At 55.0% G+C, this 15976-nt stretch carries 13 protein-coding genes; 12 read left to right on the top strand and 1 reads right to left on the bottom strand.

The window, feature by feature from the left end:
• Window positions 1-13: 13 nt before the first annotated feature.
• From xrtB to HCH_RS15335, 12 genes are all read left to right on the top strand, one after another.
• A complete protein-coding gene (gene xrtB, locus HCH_RS15390; protein WP_011397241.1) occupies window positions 14-901 on the top strand; it encodes an exosortase B in 888 nt (295 codons plus the stop codon).
• Window positions 894-1574 carry an exosortase-associated protein EpsI, B-type gene (epsI, locus tag HCH_RS15385; protein ID WP_011397240.1) on the top strand — a complete coding sequence of 227 codons (681 nt, stop codon included), beginning with the start codon at window positions 894-896 and terminating at the stop codon, window positions 1572-1574. Before xrtB ends, epsI begins: the two co-directional genes overlap by 8 nt.
• Before the next feature lie 69 nt (window positions 1575-1643).
• Window positions 1644-3149, top strand: a complete 1506-nt coding sequence (locus tag HCH_RS15380) for a hypothetical protein (protein WP_011397239.1) — start codon at window positions 1644-1646, stop codon at window positions 3147-3149.
• Window positions 3146-4741 carry a lipopolysaccharide biosynthesis protein gene (locus HCH_RS15375; protein ID WP_011397238.1) on the top strand — a complete coding sequence of 532 codons (1596 nt, stop codon included), beginning with the start codon at window positions 3146-3148 and terminating at the stop codon, window positions 4739-4741. Before HCH_RS15380 ends, HCH_RS15375 begins: the two co-directional genes overlap by 4 nt.
• Window positions 4738-5997 carry a glycosyltransferase family 4 protein gene (locus HCH_RS15370; RefSeq protein WP_011397237.1) on the top strand — a complete coding sequence of 420 codons (1260 nt, stop codon included), beginning with the start codon at window positions 4738-4740 and terminating at the stop codon, window positions 5995-5997. Before HCH_RS15375 ends, HCH_RS15370 begins: the two co-directional genes overlap by 4 nt.
• A gap of 4 nt (window positions 5998-6001) precedes the next feature.
• Entirely contained in the window at window positions 6002-7075 is a 1074-nt protein-coding gene (locus tag HCH_RS15365) for a polysaccharide pyruvyl transferase family protein (protein WP_011397236.1), read from the top strand.
• Window positions 7072-8184 carry a glycosyltransferase family 4 protein gene (locus HCH_RS15360; protein ID WP_011397235.1) on the top strand — a complete coding sequence of 371 codons (1113 nt, stop codon included), beginning with the start codon at window positions 7072-7074 and terminating at the stop codon, window positions 8182-8184. The genes HCH_RS15365 and HCH_RS15360 overlap by 4 nt, the downstream gene beginning before the upstream one ends.
• Before the next feature lie 2 nt (window positions 8185-8186).
• A complete protein-coding gene (locus tag HCH_RS15355) occupies window positions 8187-8630 on the top strand; it encodes a glycosyl transferase (protein ID WP_011397234.1) in 444 nt (147 codons plus the stop codon).
• Window positions 8627-9109, top strand: coding sequence for a glycosyltransferase (locus tag HCH_RS15350; protein ID WP_011397233.1), 483 nt, complete (start codon window positions 8627-8629; stop codon window positions 9107-9109). The genes HCH_RS15355 and HCH_RS15350 overlap by 4 nt, the downstream gene beginning before the upstream one ends.
• A gap of 377 nt (window positions 9110-9486) precedes the next feature.
• Window positions 9487-10602, top strand: a complete 1116-nt coding sequence (locus HCH_RS15345; protein ID WP_011397232.1) for a hypothetical protein — start codon at window positions 9487-9489, stop codon at window positions 10600-10602.
• A gap of 200 nt (window positions 10603-10802) precedes the next feature.
• Window positions 10803-11771, top strand: coding sequence for an AAA family ATPase (locus HCH_RS15340; RefSeq protein ID WP_011397231.1), 969 nt, complete (start codon window positions 10803-10805; stop codon window positions 11769-11771).
• 17 nt (window positions 11772-11788) lie between these two features.
• Window positions 11789-14278: a S8 family peptidase gene (locus HCH_RS15335; RefSeq protein WP_011397230.1), complete on the top strand. Its 2490-nt coding sequence runs from the start codon at window positions 11789-11791 to the stop codon at window positions 14276-14278.
• Window positions 14279-14396: 118 nt separating this feature from the next.
• Here HCH_RS15335 and HCH_RS15330 read toward each other — a convergent pair whose 3' ends face one another.
• Entirely contained in the window at window positions 14397-15935 is a 1539-nt protein-coding gene (locus HCH_RS15330; RefSeq protein WP_011397229.1) for a hypothetical protein, read from the bottom strand.
• Window positions 15936-15976: the final 41 nt, after the last annotated feature.

Here is a 15976-nt window from a genome sequence, read left to right as displayed (position 1 = left end):
TCACTGAAACATCATGCAGCAGACGATCACCCAACCCCATATTCCGGCGATTAGCGAATGGTCGCCCGTGCTACTTGGCGTTGTCGTGCTTTATCTGCCCACCTACTACGATCTGGCGGGCTCATTATGGACGTCGGGTGAGCAGGGGCATGAGCCGATTATTCTCATTCTGCTGCTTTGGTTTTTCTGGAAAAAACGCCTGGACATCCACCGGCTTGAGTGCGCTCCGGCGTCGTTGGAAGGCTATGCCGCCCTGTGCGCGGGCCTGGTTCTGTACGTGTTGGGGCGCTCCCAGGACATTCTGCTTTTCGAGATCGGCTCGCAGATCCCGGTGGTCGCGGGGCTGCTTCTGCTGTTACGCGGCCGCGAAGCAGTGAAAATGATGTGGTTTCCGCTGCTGTTCATGATTTTTATGGCGCCGCTGCCGGGGCCGGTGGTGAGCGCGTTGACGCTGCCCATGAAAACCGCAGTGTCCTGGTCCGTGGATCAGACGCTGTACTGGGCGGGGTATCCGGTATCCCGGTCAGGCGTGATTTTACAGGTCGGCCAATACCGGCTGCTTATCGCCGACGCCTGCGCGGGGTTGCATACTTTGTTTACCCTGGAAGCGATGGGGCTGTTTTATCTGCATATCGTCCGTCATGAGTCGATTCTGCGTAACGTCGCCCTTGCTATCGCTATTATTCCGATTTCGTTTGTCGCCAATTTCGTCAGAGTGCTGGCGCTGACCTTGATCACCTATCACTACGGCGATGAAGCGGGGCAGGGGTTTCTGCATGGATTCGCCGGCATGGTTTTGTTTGTCAGCGCGCTGTTGCTCATTATTGGCGTCGACTCGATTCTGCATCTGGCGTTGCGACGGAAAACCCCGGCGACAGGGAGGCTAACGTCCCATGCGTAAACGCAGGACAAGTCTGGTCGCATGCGCGGCGATGGTGATCTCGGCGTTGTCGGCGTATGCGCTGACGCCGAGAGAAATGCTGTCCGACCACATCGCCAAGGTGAAGCTGGACGCCATGATTCCCGAAGTGTTCGGCGGCTGGCGCGAAGTCGCCCAGTCCGCCAACCAGATTGTCGATCCGCAGACCCAACAGGCGATAAACCGGATTTATAACCAGACGCTGTCCCGCACCTATGTGGACGATTCGGGTTACCGAGTCATGGTTTCCGTTGCTTATGGGAAAGATCAGCGCGACGCCATACAGATGCATTATCCGGAAGTCTGTTATCCGGCCCAGGGTTTTACGCTGGCGGACAAGACTTCCGCTTTGTTGCAGACGGACTTCGGTCAGATTCGCATTACCCGTTTACTGACCTCCCAGGGACAACGCCATGAACCGGTCACTTATTGGGCGACGGTAGGGGAGCAGGTGATCGCCAATAAAGTCGACAAGAAGTTGAAGGAAGTCAGTTACGGCTTTCGTGGTTACATTCCGGATGGACTGCTGTTTCGCGTGTCCTCCGTGGATAAAAATTCCTTACGCGCGTTTCAGAAACAGCGGGAGCTGGTGGACGCGCTTTTAACGGAAATATCGCCAGCATCGCGACAGCGTCTGGCGGGTTTGACTCAGTAAGGATTCGCATAACAGGTTGACGCAGTAAATAACCGGAAGGACTCTTACTTTTAATCGAAAGGATATTCGATGATTTTCAGTCAGCAGTTGCAAGCAGGCGCAGGCGGCGCGTTGGTATTTCTTGAACGTTACGGCGCGGAGGCGTTGATTATTTTGGGCGCGCTGGCCGCCGCCGTGGTGTTTGGCATGGTGGCCGCCACGGGCAATCTGTTGCTGGCGGGTCTGGCGGCGGGAATGATCGTCGGCCTGCTGGCGTTCGCCAACGCCGCCATCACCCTGTGGCTGATCCTGTTTTTAGGCTTGTTCGTGGCCGGGTTGGCGCCCATCTGGGCGGAAGGACTGAGCAAGAAAGCAGTATGGGGTATTTCCGTACTGGGGCTGATTCTGTTCCTCAGCGCCGCCTCGCGACGCCTGCTCAATCCCGCCAGCGCGGAAAAGCAGCCGCTGTTCATCTGGCTGGCGCTGGTGTTCGTCGGCTATGCCTTATTGAACGGCGCGGCGCAATCCACGCTCTTCGAACTCGCCAGCGGATTCAAACGCTACTTTCAGGTCATGGGCGTCTGTTTCGCACTGGCCTGGCTGAGCTTTTCCCGCGCCGACATGGATCGCTGGGTGCGGCTTTTCGCGGCGCTGGTGATCGTGCAATTGCCGTTCGCGCTCTATGAGCTGCTCAGGCTCGTGCCGGTCAGAGAAAGCCTGCAATACGCCTATCCCGGCATGATCCCCATCGACGTGGTGGCCGGCACGTTCGGCGCGACTCGCTACGCCGGCGGCGCCAACGCAGAAATGGCGAGCTTTCTGGTGATCGCTCTGGGCTTTCTGTTGGCCAGACGCAGTGAGAAGCTGATATCCCCGCGCCACTTCGCATTATTGGGACTGTTCGCCCTGACGCCGCTGTTTCTCGGTGAAACCAAAGTGGTGGTGATTTTCCTGCCGTTGATGTTCGTCACCCTGTATGGTCGCGAGCTGCTGAGAAAGCCCCATCTGGCGCTGCTGGCGCTGGTCGTCGGCGCACTGCTGACCCTGGGCGTGGCCTACGCTTACCTGCAACTGGTGAAGGCGCAAAGTCTGTCGGAAATGCTGTCCGACACCATGGCGTACAACATGGGCGACAAGGGCTATGGCGGCTACTATCTGAATCGCCTCACCGGGTTGCTGTTCTGGTTCCAGCAGCAGGGCCTGCATGATCCCGTCTCATTCTTTTTCGGCTGCGGCATCGGCTCCGCCCATGACGCCACCGGGGGAACCATTGCGCTGCGTTATCCGGGCTTCGGGGTCAGTCTCACCGCACTGTCTTCCTTACTGTGGGAGCAGGGCCTGCTGGGCTCCATGCTGTTCTACGGCGTATTAGTCTCCGCCTGGTTGACCGCCGGCCGGCTGCGCGCGGCGCGCTTCGGTCGCCGGATTATGGCGGACGCCGCCGGCATCCAGGCGGCGCTGAGCATTTTCATGATCTATCCGGTTTACCGCAGCACCCTGCTGGAGGGCTTGCCCTTTCAGATTCTGTTCTGGAGCATGCTGGGGTATCTGGCGTGGCTTTACCGTGAGTCCCAACGTGCGGAGGAAGCGGTATGAGTCATCCTTATTCACGTCAGGCGCTGATTTCAGGCACGAAGAAGTTTTTATCCGGCAAAGTCATATCGGCTTTGCTGACCCTTGGCATCCTGTTGGTGACGGTGCGTTTGCTGCCGGTGACGGAATACGGCGCCTATGTGACGTTGCTGGCCATGACGGAAATCGGCCGTTCTCTGGCGCAATTGGGGCTGGCCTGGCTCACTGCGCGACAACTTCCCGAGTATCGCCTCAAGGCGGACGGGCCCCGTTTGATCCGGTTCTGCCGCCGCGTCGCGGTATGGCAAAGCGCGGCGCTCATTGCTTGCGCCCTGTTATTCGCCGTGCTGATGGACGCCTATCTCAACTGGGCGGGATTACAGGCGTTTCGTCCCGCCGCCTGGGTGTTTCTGGGCGTCTTCCTGGTGGAAGGCGTCGGCCGCTTCCTGCGGGAGGCGGTTTTGGGCCCGCTGCTGTTGCAAGGCGGCATCCGGGCCAGCATGGTGGGGCGGCAGTTGTTGTATCTGGTCGCGTTACTTGTGCTGTGGCGGCTCTCCGGTTCCGACCTGACTCAACTGTCGCTGTTTCCTTTGGCGCAAACCTTGGCGCAGCCTGGGGGGGGGCTTTATGCAGTGGTTCTGATCGAACTGATCGCGTCCGTATTTGGAACCCTCATCGCCATGGCCTGCCTGTTCAGGTTCTGTCGCTCAATGCGCGGATTACAAGGGGAAGCGGGCTGGACGGAGCCGTCCATACGGGAGCAATGGTGGCTGTCCCTGCACATGTATTTCGCACATTTGCTCACCCTGCTGTACAGCCCGCAGGCGCTGGTCAACCTGTTGCAGAAATACCTGGGACCGGAGGCCTCCGCTGTGTTCGGGTTCCTGCGCACCCTGAATGACCAGATTGCGCGCTATCTACCGGCGTCGCTGCTGTTCAGCCTGATCAGACCCAAGCTGGTGGCGGTCTACGTCAACGGCGGCGGCACGTCTGAACTCAGCCGCCTGACCAATTCCGCCGGCAAAGTCAGTCTGGTGATTCTGTTGCCGTTGGTGTCCGTGGCGGCGGTATTCGGCGATGATCTTATTCACCTGATTTCCGGCGGCAAATTCAGCGATTCCGGTTATCTGTTCTTCGGATTTTTGTTGTGTCTGATCCCCTACAGCCAGCGGCTTTTGCTGGAAACCGCCGCAGTGACGCTGGATCAGGCCAACCTGTGTAAATGGGGCGCGGCGCTGGGATTGATCACCTTGCCCAGTCTCTGGGGACTGCTGCACCTGGGCTTCGGCGTGTGGGCGGCGGTGATCGCCATCGGGCTGGGGCATGTGCTGTTCAATACTTTCATTATCGCGGGTCTCAAGCGGCGTTGCGATTACGCCTTTGACTGGCTCAATCAGACCAAGCTCATCCTGGCCATGGCGGTGGCGATCATTCCCGGCGCGATCGGCCCCGACGTTTCCGTTGCGGTGATCGGCGCCGGCCTCATTCCGTTGCTGGGTTATTCACTGTTGATTGTCGGCGCCTTCGCGGTGTCGGTGTTACTGCTCCGTCCGTTCACGGCGGAGGAGACAGGATTGTTGAAATCGCTAGTCAAAAGAGGCGCGAGCACTGCATGAGAACAATGAGACTGCTTTATCTGACGCCAGGGTTGTTTCCCGCCAGACGGGTGGACGTGGGCCTGCTTTTTGGCGACTGTTTACACCGTCACGGCGTCTATTCCGACATAGTCGCGTTCCGCAAACCGGGGACGCAGAAGGAGGCCTGGGGCGGCGGCGAGGCGATTCTGGCGGACTCGCCGCGCAGGCTCAAACATCTTGCGGGGTTCGCGCATATGTTCAGGGCGCTGGCGCAGTCCCGGCGCGACAGGCATGACGGCGTGCAGGTGCGGGACATGCCTTTTATCGCGCTAATGGCGCTGGTTTTCGCCCGGCTTAAAGGCATGCCGTTCCTGTACTGGTGCTCTTACCCCTATCCGGAAGGCCAGATAGACCGGGCCCGCCGGGCCAACGGCTTGAAGAAAATCACATCGCTGCCTTTGCTGTTGCGTGGACTGTTGGGACGCTTTGTTCTGTACCGACTCGTGCTGAGCCGGGCGGATCATATCTTTGTGCAGTCGGAAAGAATGAAACAGGATATGGCGCGCCGCGGGGCTCCGCCGGACCGCATGACCCCGGTTCCTATGGGCGTGGATCTGGAGCGCATGTTGGCTTCCGTGGCGGCTTTCGATGCGGACGTGGCAGACGATGTTTGTGTCGATAATCGCATGCGGGGCCGGCGCGCCCTGATTTATCTGGGCAGTCTGGATTACGTGCGCAACATCGAAACCCTGTTCGAGATGGCGTCGCTGTTGCGCTGGCGTCTTCCCAATATCGTGGTCGCCATCGTCGGCGACACCAACGACCAGCAGCACAAGACGTGGCTGCAGGAACGGGCGCGCCAGCTGGGCGTCGACGATATCCTGATCTGGACCGGCTGGCTGCCGATGCAGGAGGCGTGGCGATACATTCGTGAGGCGGAAGTGGGCTTGTCGCCCATTCCCCGGGGCGAACTGCTTGACTGTTCCTCGCCGACCAAGCTGATCGAATACATGGCGCTGGGCGTTCCCGTGGTCTGTAACGATAACCCGGACCAAAAACTGGTGATCGAACAATCCGGCGCGGGCTTGTGCGTTCCGTACACCGCCGAAGCGTTTGCCGACGCCGCGGAAGCCCTGCTCAAGGAGTCCCCGGACATGCGCCGCCACAGAATGGAAAACGCCATTCGTTATTTGAGAACCCACAGGGACTATCCAGTCATTGCAAGGAAATTGGCTGGAACCTATTTCGCCATCCATGAGAAAGCCTGTCACGAGGCTCTGAAGCAAGGAAGTTGAAATCATGACTCCGATATTTTTACCCCTCATCGGTCAATACCAGAACATCGGCGACATCATCCTGAGACGCCCGTTAGCCAAGTGGCTGCAGGGCGATTCGCGGCTGCATGTGTTTACCGGCGACGCCCCCGCCGGCTATACCGAAGCATTGCAGTTGCGTCCGGACGATCATGTCTACACGTCGTTTCTGTCCTGGTATCGCGCCGGCATGGAAGCCAGTCGGCGCCAGAAAAGCATTTATCTGTTCAAGCCCGGAGAAATCCAGTTGAGTCTGAAAGGCATGAAGGAGCACCTTGGCGTTCTGCCCATGGCGAAACGCTTCAAGGCGCGGGGCGGCAGCGTCGCCCGCCTGGGCTCAGGAGTGCGTAACTTCTCCAGCTTCTATCGCCGTTTGATAACGCCGTCGTTGAAAGTCTCCGATCTCACTTACTGGCGCGATCAGGGCTCTTTCCAGTATCTGGGACACGGCGGCGTGATGCCGGATCTGGCGTTTGCGGAGGGCGGCGAACTCAGCCGTATTTCCTCCATGGAAAACCGCCGCTATCTGATTGTGTCCATGCGCGGCGACCGACCTGCGCCCAATGAAGCCTGGCGTAAGGCCGTCCGTGATTTCGCGCACAAACATCGTCTGGAAATCATGGCGGTGACCCAGGTGCTGATGGACTCCGCGCGCTCCCGCGAGCTGGCCGGCAGTCTGGGCGGACAGGTGCTGGACTGGGACGGCCACGACCATATGCAACAGGAACAGCGCTTGCGGGATGTCTATCGACGCGCGGCGCTGGTGGTCAGCGACCGTCTTCACGTGCTCATCGCCGCCTATACGGAAGGCGCGGCGCCGGCGGGGCTGACCACGGATAATTCCAGCAAGGTGGACCGTCATTTCGAAGCCATCGGGCTGAAAGGCGTGGGGCAAAGCGCCGCGTCCTGGTCCCCGGAGCGCACCGGTCAGTTTCTGGAGGATACGCTGCGACAGCGGGAGAGTTATCTGAATACGCTGGGGCAGGCCAGAGTGTCCCTGGATGGCGTTCGCAAAGAACTGGTTTCTTTCGTGGAGGCGGTGCGGGGGCGTGAAGCATGAGCGCGAACAGAACAACGACGCCAGTGGTATGGCACGTGGGACGCCATGGCGAAGTGGCGGGGGGCATGACCCAGGTGATCAACGCCTATCTGAACTGGCCGTTCGAAAACTTAAAGGTTGAGGTGATCCCGTCACGGGACGGCTCCAGGGGCGTAAAGGCTTTGGGACTGTTCTTCCGCGCCATTTGGAAAATTCTGCGCTTGCGCGGACGTAGAAACCGGGACGCCATGGTGATTCACCTGTCCCAGGACGGTTCTTTCGTGCGTGAGGGCGCTTTGCTCACCCTGGCGCAACTATTGGGCTTCGGAGTGGTCGCGCAATTACACGGCAGCCGTTTCGCCGAGTTCAGTCGGCGCTATCCGAAACTGGTGCGTTTTGTCCTTTCGCGAGCGACCTATGTCCATGTGCTGAGTGAAGAGACCCGCGCCATCGTGGCGCAGACGCTGGCGCCGGAGCGCATCGTGTATATTCCCAACGCAGTGGCGACCGGCCGTCCGGGGAACAAGGAAAATCTGGCGGTATTCGGCGGCGGCGTCACCTATCGCAAAGGCGTGGATGTGTTGGCGCAGGCCTGGGAAGAGCTGCAGGCTGAAAGCGATACCGATCCCACTCTTAACGTCGGCGCCTGGAAACTGGTCATCGCCGGACCGGTGATCGATGCTGGCGTGGTTCCCGAGTCGCTGCGCAACGCCGAGTTCGTGGGGGCGCTATCCCATCAGGCGCTCATGGATCTGCTGGACCGCGCCGCCATTGCGGTGCTGCCTTCCAGAGACGAGGCGATGCCGATGTTTATTCTGGAGGCGCTGGCGCGGCATTGTTGTGTGATTTCGACGCCGGTGGGGGGCATCGCCAATGTATTGAGCGATGGCCGGGGCATGTTGACGCCGGCGGGGGACATTCAGGAATTACGCCGGGCCTTACGCTGCGCGATCAGCGATGATGAAGCGCGCGCGGGCCTGGCGGCAAGGGGACACGCCAGTTTTGCGGATACCTTTTCCGCAAATGTGGTGTACCCCAAACTGGCGAAGCTTTGGTTGAGCATCGTCAACCGGCCCAGAGCCGGAAATCTGTCTCAAAAAAGGAACTTTCAGGGAATGACAGGAGAATAAAAATGAAAAAAATACTTTTGGTCGCCTCAGGTGGGGGACACTGGGTGCAACTGCAAAGACTGCGCGGCGCGTTTGAGAACCATAAACTGTCATGGATGACTACAGTAAAGGACTACAGTTCGCCTCAGAACGAACCCTGTTTTATCGTGCAGGATGCGAACATGTGGAATAAATTGGCGCTGGTGAAAATGTTCCTGCAGGTGGCGTTGGTGATGCTTAAGACCCGGCCGGACATCGTCGTCACCACCGGCGCAGCGCCGGGTTTCGCCGCCATCCTGTACGGGCGTCTCTTAGGCGCGCGCACCATATGGATAGACAGCATCGCCAATGGTGAGGCGTTGTCCCAGTCCGGCGCCAAAGTCGGCAGATGGGCCCATGTGTGGCTGACGCAGTGGGAGCATCTGAGCAAGCCCAGCGGACCGCATTACTGGGGGGCTGTGCTGTGATTTTCGCAACCGTAGGCACTCAACTTGCGTTTGATCGCATGATCAGCGCGCTGGACGATTGGGCGGGCCGCAACCAGGATGTAGTGGTCTATGCGCAGACCGGACCGGCTAAATACATGCCCCAACACATGGGCTTCGCGGACTTTCTCGCACCAGGAAAAGTGACCGACTACATGCGCGAGGCGGAGCTGATTGTCTCTCATGCGGGCATGGGCTCCATCATCACCGCCATGTATTTGCGTAAACCGGTGATCATCGTGCCGCGCAAAGCCTCTTTGGGCGAGCATCGCAATGAGCATCAGTTGGCCACCGCGAAATGGCTGGCCAATCGCAAAGGCATCATCGTGGCCTGGGAAGCGTCGGATTTGCCGCGCATACTGGACCGGCGCACGCAATTGGAATCCGGTCCCGCCATCTCCGAAGTGGCGGATGGCGCTTTGGTTAAAAAGCTGTCACGTTACATTCAGTCTCTGCAATGAAGGCTACTATTAGTAAGGTCAGACTAACTAACAGGAGTCATTCCGCTAGGGAAAACCTACAGCCGCCTCAACAAAATCCGCTCGCCGGAGGGACGCGGCGCCGGTTATCGGACCGCCGCGCAAGCATGTTCCGGCGAGCGCCGTTAATAGCATCAGTTGTCCGCCGTGAAGTGGCTGGCCAACCGGAGAAGCATTATCGGGCCTGAACGACTTCGACTTACCCAAGCATTTGTGGAGGTCCCCGTCATTGCAATCGGGCTCTTTTCTATCCGTGGTCGCGGATGAGCCTTTGGTTAATAAACTGGCAGGTTGTATTCGGTCGCTGCGGAGCAGCGCCATTTTTTTAGTCAGTCTAACCAACAGGAGTCAGAGTGCTTATGGACAGGCCGACAGCCAACTCGACCAAGTCGCCCGACGTTGTGAAACGATGGGCGCTTCTACTTACCGCTCTGGGGTGTTTGCTTCCGCCCCTTGATTCGGTCCAGGCGGAAACGCCGCAACTGGACTGGTTCTGGTCATGTAACGACGGGAATCGGGTTGTTTTCAGCTCGGACTTCAACGAAGGCTTATATTTTCAAGACATCCAGCCCGGCAAAACCGCAGAGCCCAAGCTAAGCACCAACCAGTTTTCCTGCGTGCGCAATTGGATCAATGAACAGAAAACCACCATGGGATTTGGCGGCGCGTTCATCAACTATGAAGGGGGCGACCTCACCGAACGCTGGGCGCAGGTTCAGCCGGCGCTGGACGATCCCAACAACAAGGTGCTCGCTTTCGCACTGAAAAAGCCCAACGTCAATAACGAGAAAGGCAGAGTGCAGCTGGACGTCACTGGCAAGACCGGCTTTAAAGAGTTAAAGCTGAAGGTGCGCATGTATCTGAGCAACAGCTTCAGCATGCTGCGGACCTACCCGAAAACCATTGACTGGCTGTCCCTGTCTTCCTGGTGGAACAACCCGCATTGGGATGGCGATCCCTATCCGTTCGTGGTCAGCGTCAATATCAACAAACCCAGCGTAAAGGAGGGGCAAAATCAGCTGCGTTTCGCCGTGCGGGCGCGCAGCTACAATCAAACCACGCAGAAGTGGGACGACGCGCTATGGCGTGAAGTCAACCAGACCTTTGAAGTCCCCGTGGGACAGTGGATATCTCTTGAATACACGTTTATTGAGGGGGATGCGGAGACCGGACGCTTCCAGATGACCGCCACTCTGGACAATCAGGCTCCCCAGACTATTTTCGACATTCACAACTACACCCGCCATCCTCTCGATCCTTCTCCGGATGGCGTCAGTATTATCAGTCCCATGAAACTCTATACCTCTGCGGAATTGATTGATTACGTCACCGCCAACGGTGGGCTGCTGACGATTCAGTGGGATGATATGAAGATGATTGGCTGCAACACGCTCGCGGATTGCGAGCCCGATCCGTCCATTCCGGAAAAAGTCAGGATGGCGATTCCAAAAAGACCCAGTTTGGAGTTGGACTAGCGGAAGGATTCATTAGCGGTTCGCCGAGCCTGCTTTGGCGGACTCGGAGGACCGACAACAATGATCCAGCTCCTCAGGCCCCAAGCATTTTGTGTGCTAAACTTTCACTCCATCTCATACCAATGTTTTTTAGCTGTTGCTGGTTGCCCGCTTCATGTAGGATTACGAGCCTTTTGACGTGATTAAGTTGGATATGCCCCATGGCCACCGCGGACCAGATTAAATCCCTCATTCGCTCCTATTCAGAGGAAGATCGAGAGCGCTTTTATTCGATTGCTCTTCAGATGGCGGCTCATGAGGCAAAGCAAGGACACGCCACTTTAGCTCATGAGATACGAGAGCTAGTTGATAACCATCGCAAAAGGGTTCGCAAGAGCTTAACAGTTGTACCTTTTCCTCAGGAACTGAAAGGGTTGGTAGTTTCTGAAACTTCAGACACCCCTTTCAAATCACTTGTGGCCCCTAAGGATACTTTGGAGCGGTTTCATAGGGTTGTTAAGGAGTTTTATCAGCGCAGTAAGTTACAAATGCACGGTTTATCAAACCGTCGTCGAGTTCTACTTGCTGGCCCTCCAGGAACTGGAAAAACAATGTCAGCAAGAGTGCTTGCTCATGAGCTTAAGTTACCGCTTTATACAGTTCAAGTTGATCGGCTCGTTACTAAGTTTATGGGGGAAACTAGTGCTAAACTACGTCAAATTTTCGATATTATGGGACAAAAGCAAGGAGTTTATTTCTTTGACGAATTCGACGCCATTGGTGGTGATCGATCCCTTGATAATGACGTCGGAGAAATGCGTCGAGTTCTGAATGCGTTATTGCAATTTATTGAGCTTGATCAGTCTGACAGCATTATCATCGCAGCAACTAACAACCCAAAACTTTTAGACCAAGCACTGTTTCGCAGATTTGATGATGTAATTTATTACACGTTACCCGATGAGAGCGAATGTAAACAGTTGATTGAAATAGTGTTAGGAGGGTTCTTGGCGACGCGCTTTGCTTGGCGGAAAGTTCTGTCTACATGCGAAAACCTGAGCCAAGCCGAAATAGGCTCAGCTTGCCGCGATGCCATTAAAGAAGCTGTATTGCATGATCGTTCAAAAGTTACATCTACTGACCTAATCTATACTTTAAATCAACGGAGACAGGTCTACTCAAGTCTCTGATAGAGGAGTAATAGTTTATGGATAAGCTTCCTCATATTGTATTGCCCAGCCAACCTGAAGTTCGCCCATATACCAGTACCTCCTCAGCAATAAATCCGATTGAAGTTACCGCCAGAAATCGAGTTCAGCATGGTAGTTATTTGCAGGCCCAGTTTAAAAAGGCTTGGCACGAATCACAAGCCACCCAACTAGCCTTAGTTGGCGCCAGGAATGGTGTCTATTTAGAATTTATTAGCGATCCAGGGGCTGAGCTAGTAACCAAAAGCCTCGAAGATATGCGATCTAGAGAAATTAGGCTGTTAAACATTCGGAAAGTGGAGAACGATGCAGGACAGTTAGTCACTTTGGCGACAGTATATGTTTCAAACAAAATGCGGAAATATTTTGCCTCAAAATTTGATGAGTATATAAATCAAAATACAGATAAGGGCAACCCGAAGCACCAAAGGTTAGTGGCAAGTATTGCGGATATCAAGAGTGCGCTCTTGGTCGATTCGTTTTGGACTGATTTGAGTGCGACTAAACCAGGACTAGAAAAGAAATGGGTGGAAGTATGGCTTCGAGGCAGCTCCGATGAGGAAGTTAGGATATTTGACAGACTTATCCATCAGCTCAATTTAGATGCTCGCCAAGGAGTTATAAAGTTTCCAGAGCGAATTGTTAAAGTAATCTTCGCGAGTATGAGCGACTTGGAGAAGCTGACGCAAACAAGCGACCTTATAGCAGAATATCGCTTAGCAAAAACGACGTCCGCGTTTTTTATGGAGATGAGTGCAAAAGAGCAAAGCCAATGGGTGACTGATCTTCTAAATAGAATTGATAAACCGGAACACTCAGTATCTTCAGTATGTATTCTTGATACTGGTGTTAACAATGGTCACCCTTTACTCAGACCACACTTAGCTGATGAAGACTGCCAGTCAATAGATCCAAATTGGGGGGTAAATGACCGTGACCAGCATGGGACGCTCATGGCGGGAACAGCCCTGTATGGAGACTTAACGCTTCTCTTGGAAAACAATGACACTGTACCTATTCGCTATGCCTTAGAGTCTGTAAAAATTTTGCCGCATGATGGTGAGAACAAACCAGAACTTTGGGGATACATTATCGCTCAGGGGGTTAGTAGAGCAGAAATACAAGCACCTGAAAGGAAGCGGACCTATTGCATGGCTGTTACTGCAACGGATACACGTGACAGAGGTCGCCCAAGCTCTTGGTCCGCTGAGATTGACCAACTTACTGCAAGGTGGAATGAGCAAAGGCTGTTTATTATCAGTGCGGGTAACTCTGTACATGGCATAGACTTTACAAAAGCTGCACAAGATTATCCTGCAATTCAAGTGACGGAATCCGCACATGACCCAGCCCAATCTTGGAATGCTCTGACAGTTGGCGCGATAACAAATCTCGTTGATATAACTGATCCAAAGTTAGACTCATATTCTCCTGTCGCACAGGCACAAACACTCTCTCCATTTTCAACAACGTCGAGTACATGGGAAGAAAACAAGTGGCCGATTAAGCCAGAATTAGTGTTAGAAGGAGGGAATTTAGCGATAGACCGCACAGGGTTTGCAACTGAGTGTGATGACCTGTCAATACTTTCGATCACTCATCAACCGCACTCACAAGGATATTTTTATCCTTTTAATATGACTAGTGCGGCTACGGCTCAGTTAGCAAGAATGGCGGGAGCTCTTAGAGCCGAGTACCCTAGTTACTGGGAAGAGACTATCCGGGCTCTTTTGGTTCATTCAGCAGATTGGCCTGAGCCTTTAAAAAATCAGTTTACGTCAAGCAATAAAAAAGCTGATTTAAAGGTATTGCTCAGTATTTGTGGTTATGGCGTACCTGACTTGAATCGTGCGCTGTTCAGCGCCAAGAATTCGTTAACCTTAATTTCACAGGCAGAAATTCAACCATTTGATAGACGTAAGAAGCCCAAAACTGGTATGTGCACACGGGACATGCATTTCTATGACTTACCATGGCCTAAAGAAGTGCTTCAGGCGCTTCCCGATAATGTCCAAGTAAAAATGAAAGTTACGTTGTCATATTTTATTGAGCCAGGGCCTGGTGAAATCGGCTGGAAGGATCGTTATCGATATGCATCACATGCGTTACGTTTTGATATCAATAATCCTAGCGAATCAAAAGAAGAGTTTGTTAAGCGAATAAATAAAGCTGCTAGAGAAGAAGATGAGCAGCTTGTCAACACTCAATCGGCGTCTGGCTATTGGTTTCTTGGTTCGAATGCCAGGGATCGTGGCTCCATCCATTCTGATACTTGGATTGGCACTTCCGCCGAACTTGCAACTTCCCACTTTATCTCTGTGATGCCAAAAATTGGATGGTGGAGGGAGCGAGCCCATTTAGGCTGCTGGAATCGAAAGACCCGCTATAGCCTGATTGTGTCGATAGAAACAGTCACCGCCGATGTAGATATTTATACGCCAGTAGTGACTATGTTGGGGCTACCTATTCCCGTTGCTATCCAAGTTTAATTCGACGTTAGTAAGGCATGCGCTATCTGCTTCTACTATTAATTTAACGCGCACCTCTGATCATATTCCATCTGAGGTGCGCGAAAGCAAAATCAGATCCCTGCCTTATTTCTGACACTCACTCCCACTGCACCTTGGGCAGTTCTTCCTTGTAGTTATCAAAACGATGGCTGAGGGAGAGTTTGTCGGTGGTTCTGGACGCCACGTGCAGACAGCGGTTCAGCATGGCGGGCCAGAGCGGGCGGTACAAGTCGAGGGTGGCGACGTCGCTCAGGCCCTTCGGCAGCGTGCGCCACAAAGGCGAAAGCAAAGAAAAGCTGTTGAACTTGCGAACGTCCAGAGACATGAAGGTGCGGAAAACGTCGAAGAAGACGAAGGGCTGCACAGGCGTAAAGAACTGGCTCGCCATCACGCAGCCGCCGTGGGTGATCCAGCGCCCGCTGCGCCCGTATAGCGCTTCGTACAGGAATATTTTCTTCCAGCCGTCGCAGTTGAAGCGCGCCGTGACGGCATGGAAGTTATCCAGCAGTAGGGCTTTGCCGGTTGCATCCAACTGACGGTAGCGATAACGAATCAGGTCTTCCGGCGTGATGAAGCGGAACATCAGGGAAGGGAAGATACGGAACAGGGTTCCCCAGGCGGACTCGATGTTGAAGTAGTAGCCCCTTTGTAAGGTGCCCCCCAGGTAACCGTCGACGAACAGATTGCCGTCGCCCCAGGCTTCATAGAAATGACGGTACACCACCAGCAGTTCGGAGAGCGGTCGGGACACCAGGCCTTTGAACATCTTTTCGCCCAGTTGTTGCGAGCGCTTTGGATAACTGAGATCCAACAGGGAGAACTCACGATAGTCGTCGAAGAATCTGGCGAATTTACGAGCGACAGGGCGGTCGCCGGTATTCGCCGGTCCATAGGTGTAACCGTAATGAGTCTTGCCCAGCGACAGCAAATACCGGGAGTCCAGCCCGCCGCTCAAAGGGAGAATTCTTTTGCGATCGCCGAAAATCTCCAGGCCCTTACGCATCTTTTCATTGACGTTCTGCAAGTCGCCGGAGCCGTTCAGATAATCGAAATAGAATGAGGTTTGGCTTTGGGACACGATGGCGCCCACTTCCAGCCGCTCTATTCCCTTGAACAGGGTGTAGCCGCCGAACAGGTGGCGCTTGATGTTCAGGATGTTCTGCAGCGCCGGGTCCTCTTCCTTTTCCTTGCCCTCAACGATGAAGCAGGGCGCCGGCGCGACGCGCAGCGTTGCAGACTGAACGTCCTGAAAATGCGGCGCCAGCGCGAAGGGGTCGGTCACCAGGTAGTGCGCGCCGCCGGTTTCGATATAGAACACGTAACTGCCGGCTTCGATCAGCGAACACACCGCTGTGCGTTCTTCTTCCGTTTCCGCCCTGAAAAAGGCGCGGGCGAACTCGCTGATATTGCCCAAACGTCCGTTGAAGACGAAATGCCCGCAGCCCACCGCCAGGGAATGTGTGGCCGCATCGGCGTAAGCGACGCCCTCCGGCCAGTTGGCGCGATGCACGTCCACCAAAATGTGGGCGCCGAGAGGGGAATTGAACTCATGTATGTCCGCGGGGGCGCCAATTGAAGAAGAAAATAACTCTACCTCGGCTCTCGCGTTGGTAACGTTAATGTACAGGCCTTTCATTGCAAATATCTCTCAGTTAAGTGGGAGGTAATATCCATTGC

The organism is Hahella chejuensis KCTC 2396 (assembly GCF_000012985.1).
GTDB lineage: Bacteria > Pseudomonadota > Gammaproteobacteria > Pseudomonadales > Oleiphilaceae > Hahella > Hahella chejuensis.
Note: the sequence above shows the minus strand (reverse complement) of the source record. Positions and strands in the feature narration are given on the sequence as shown.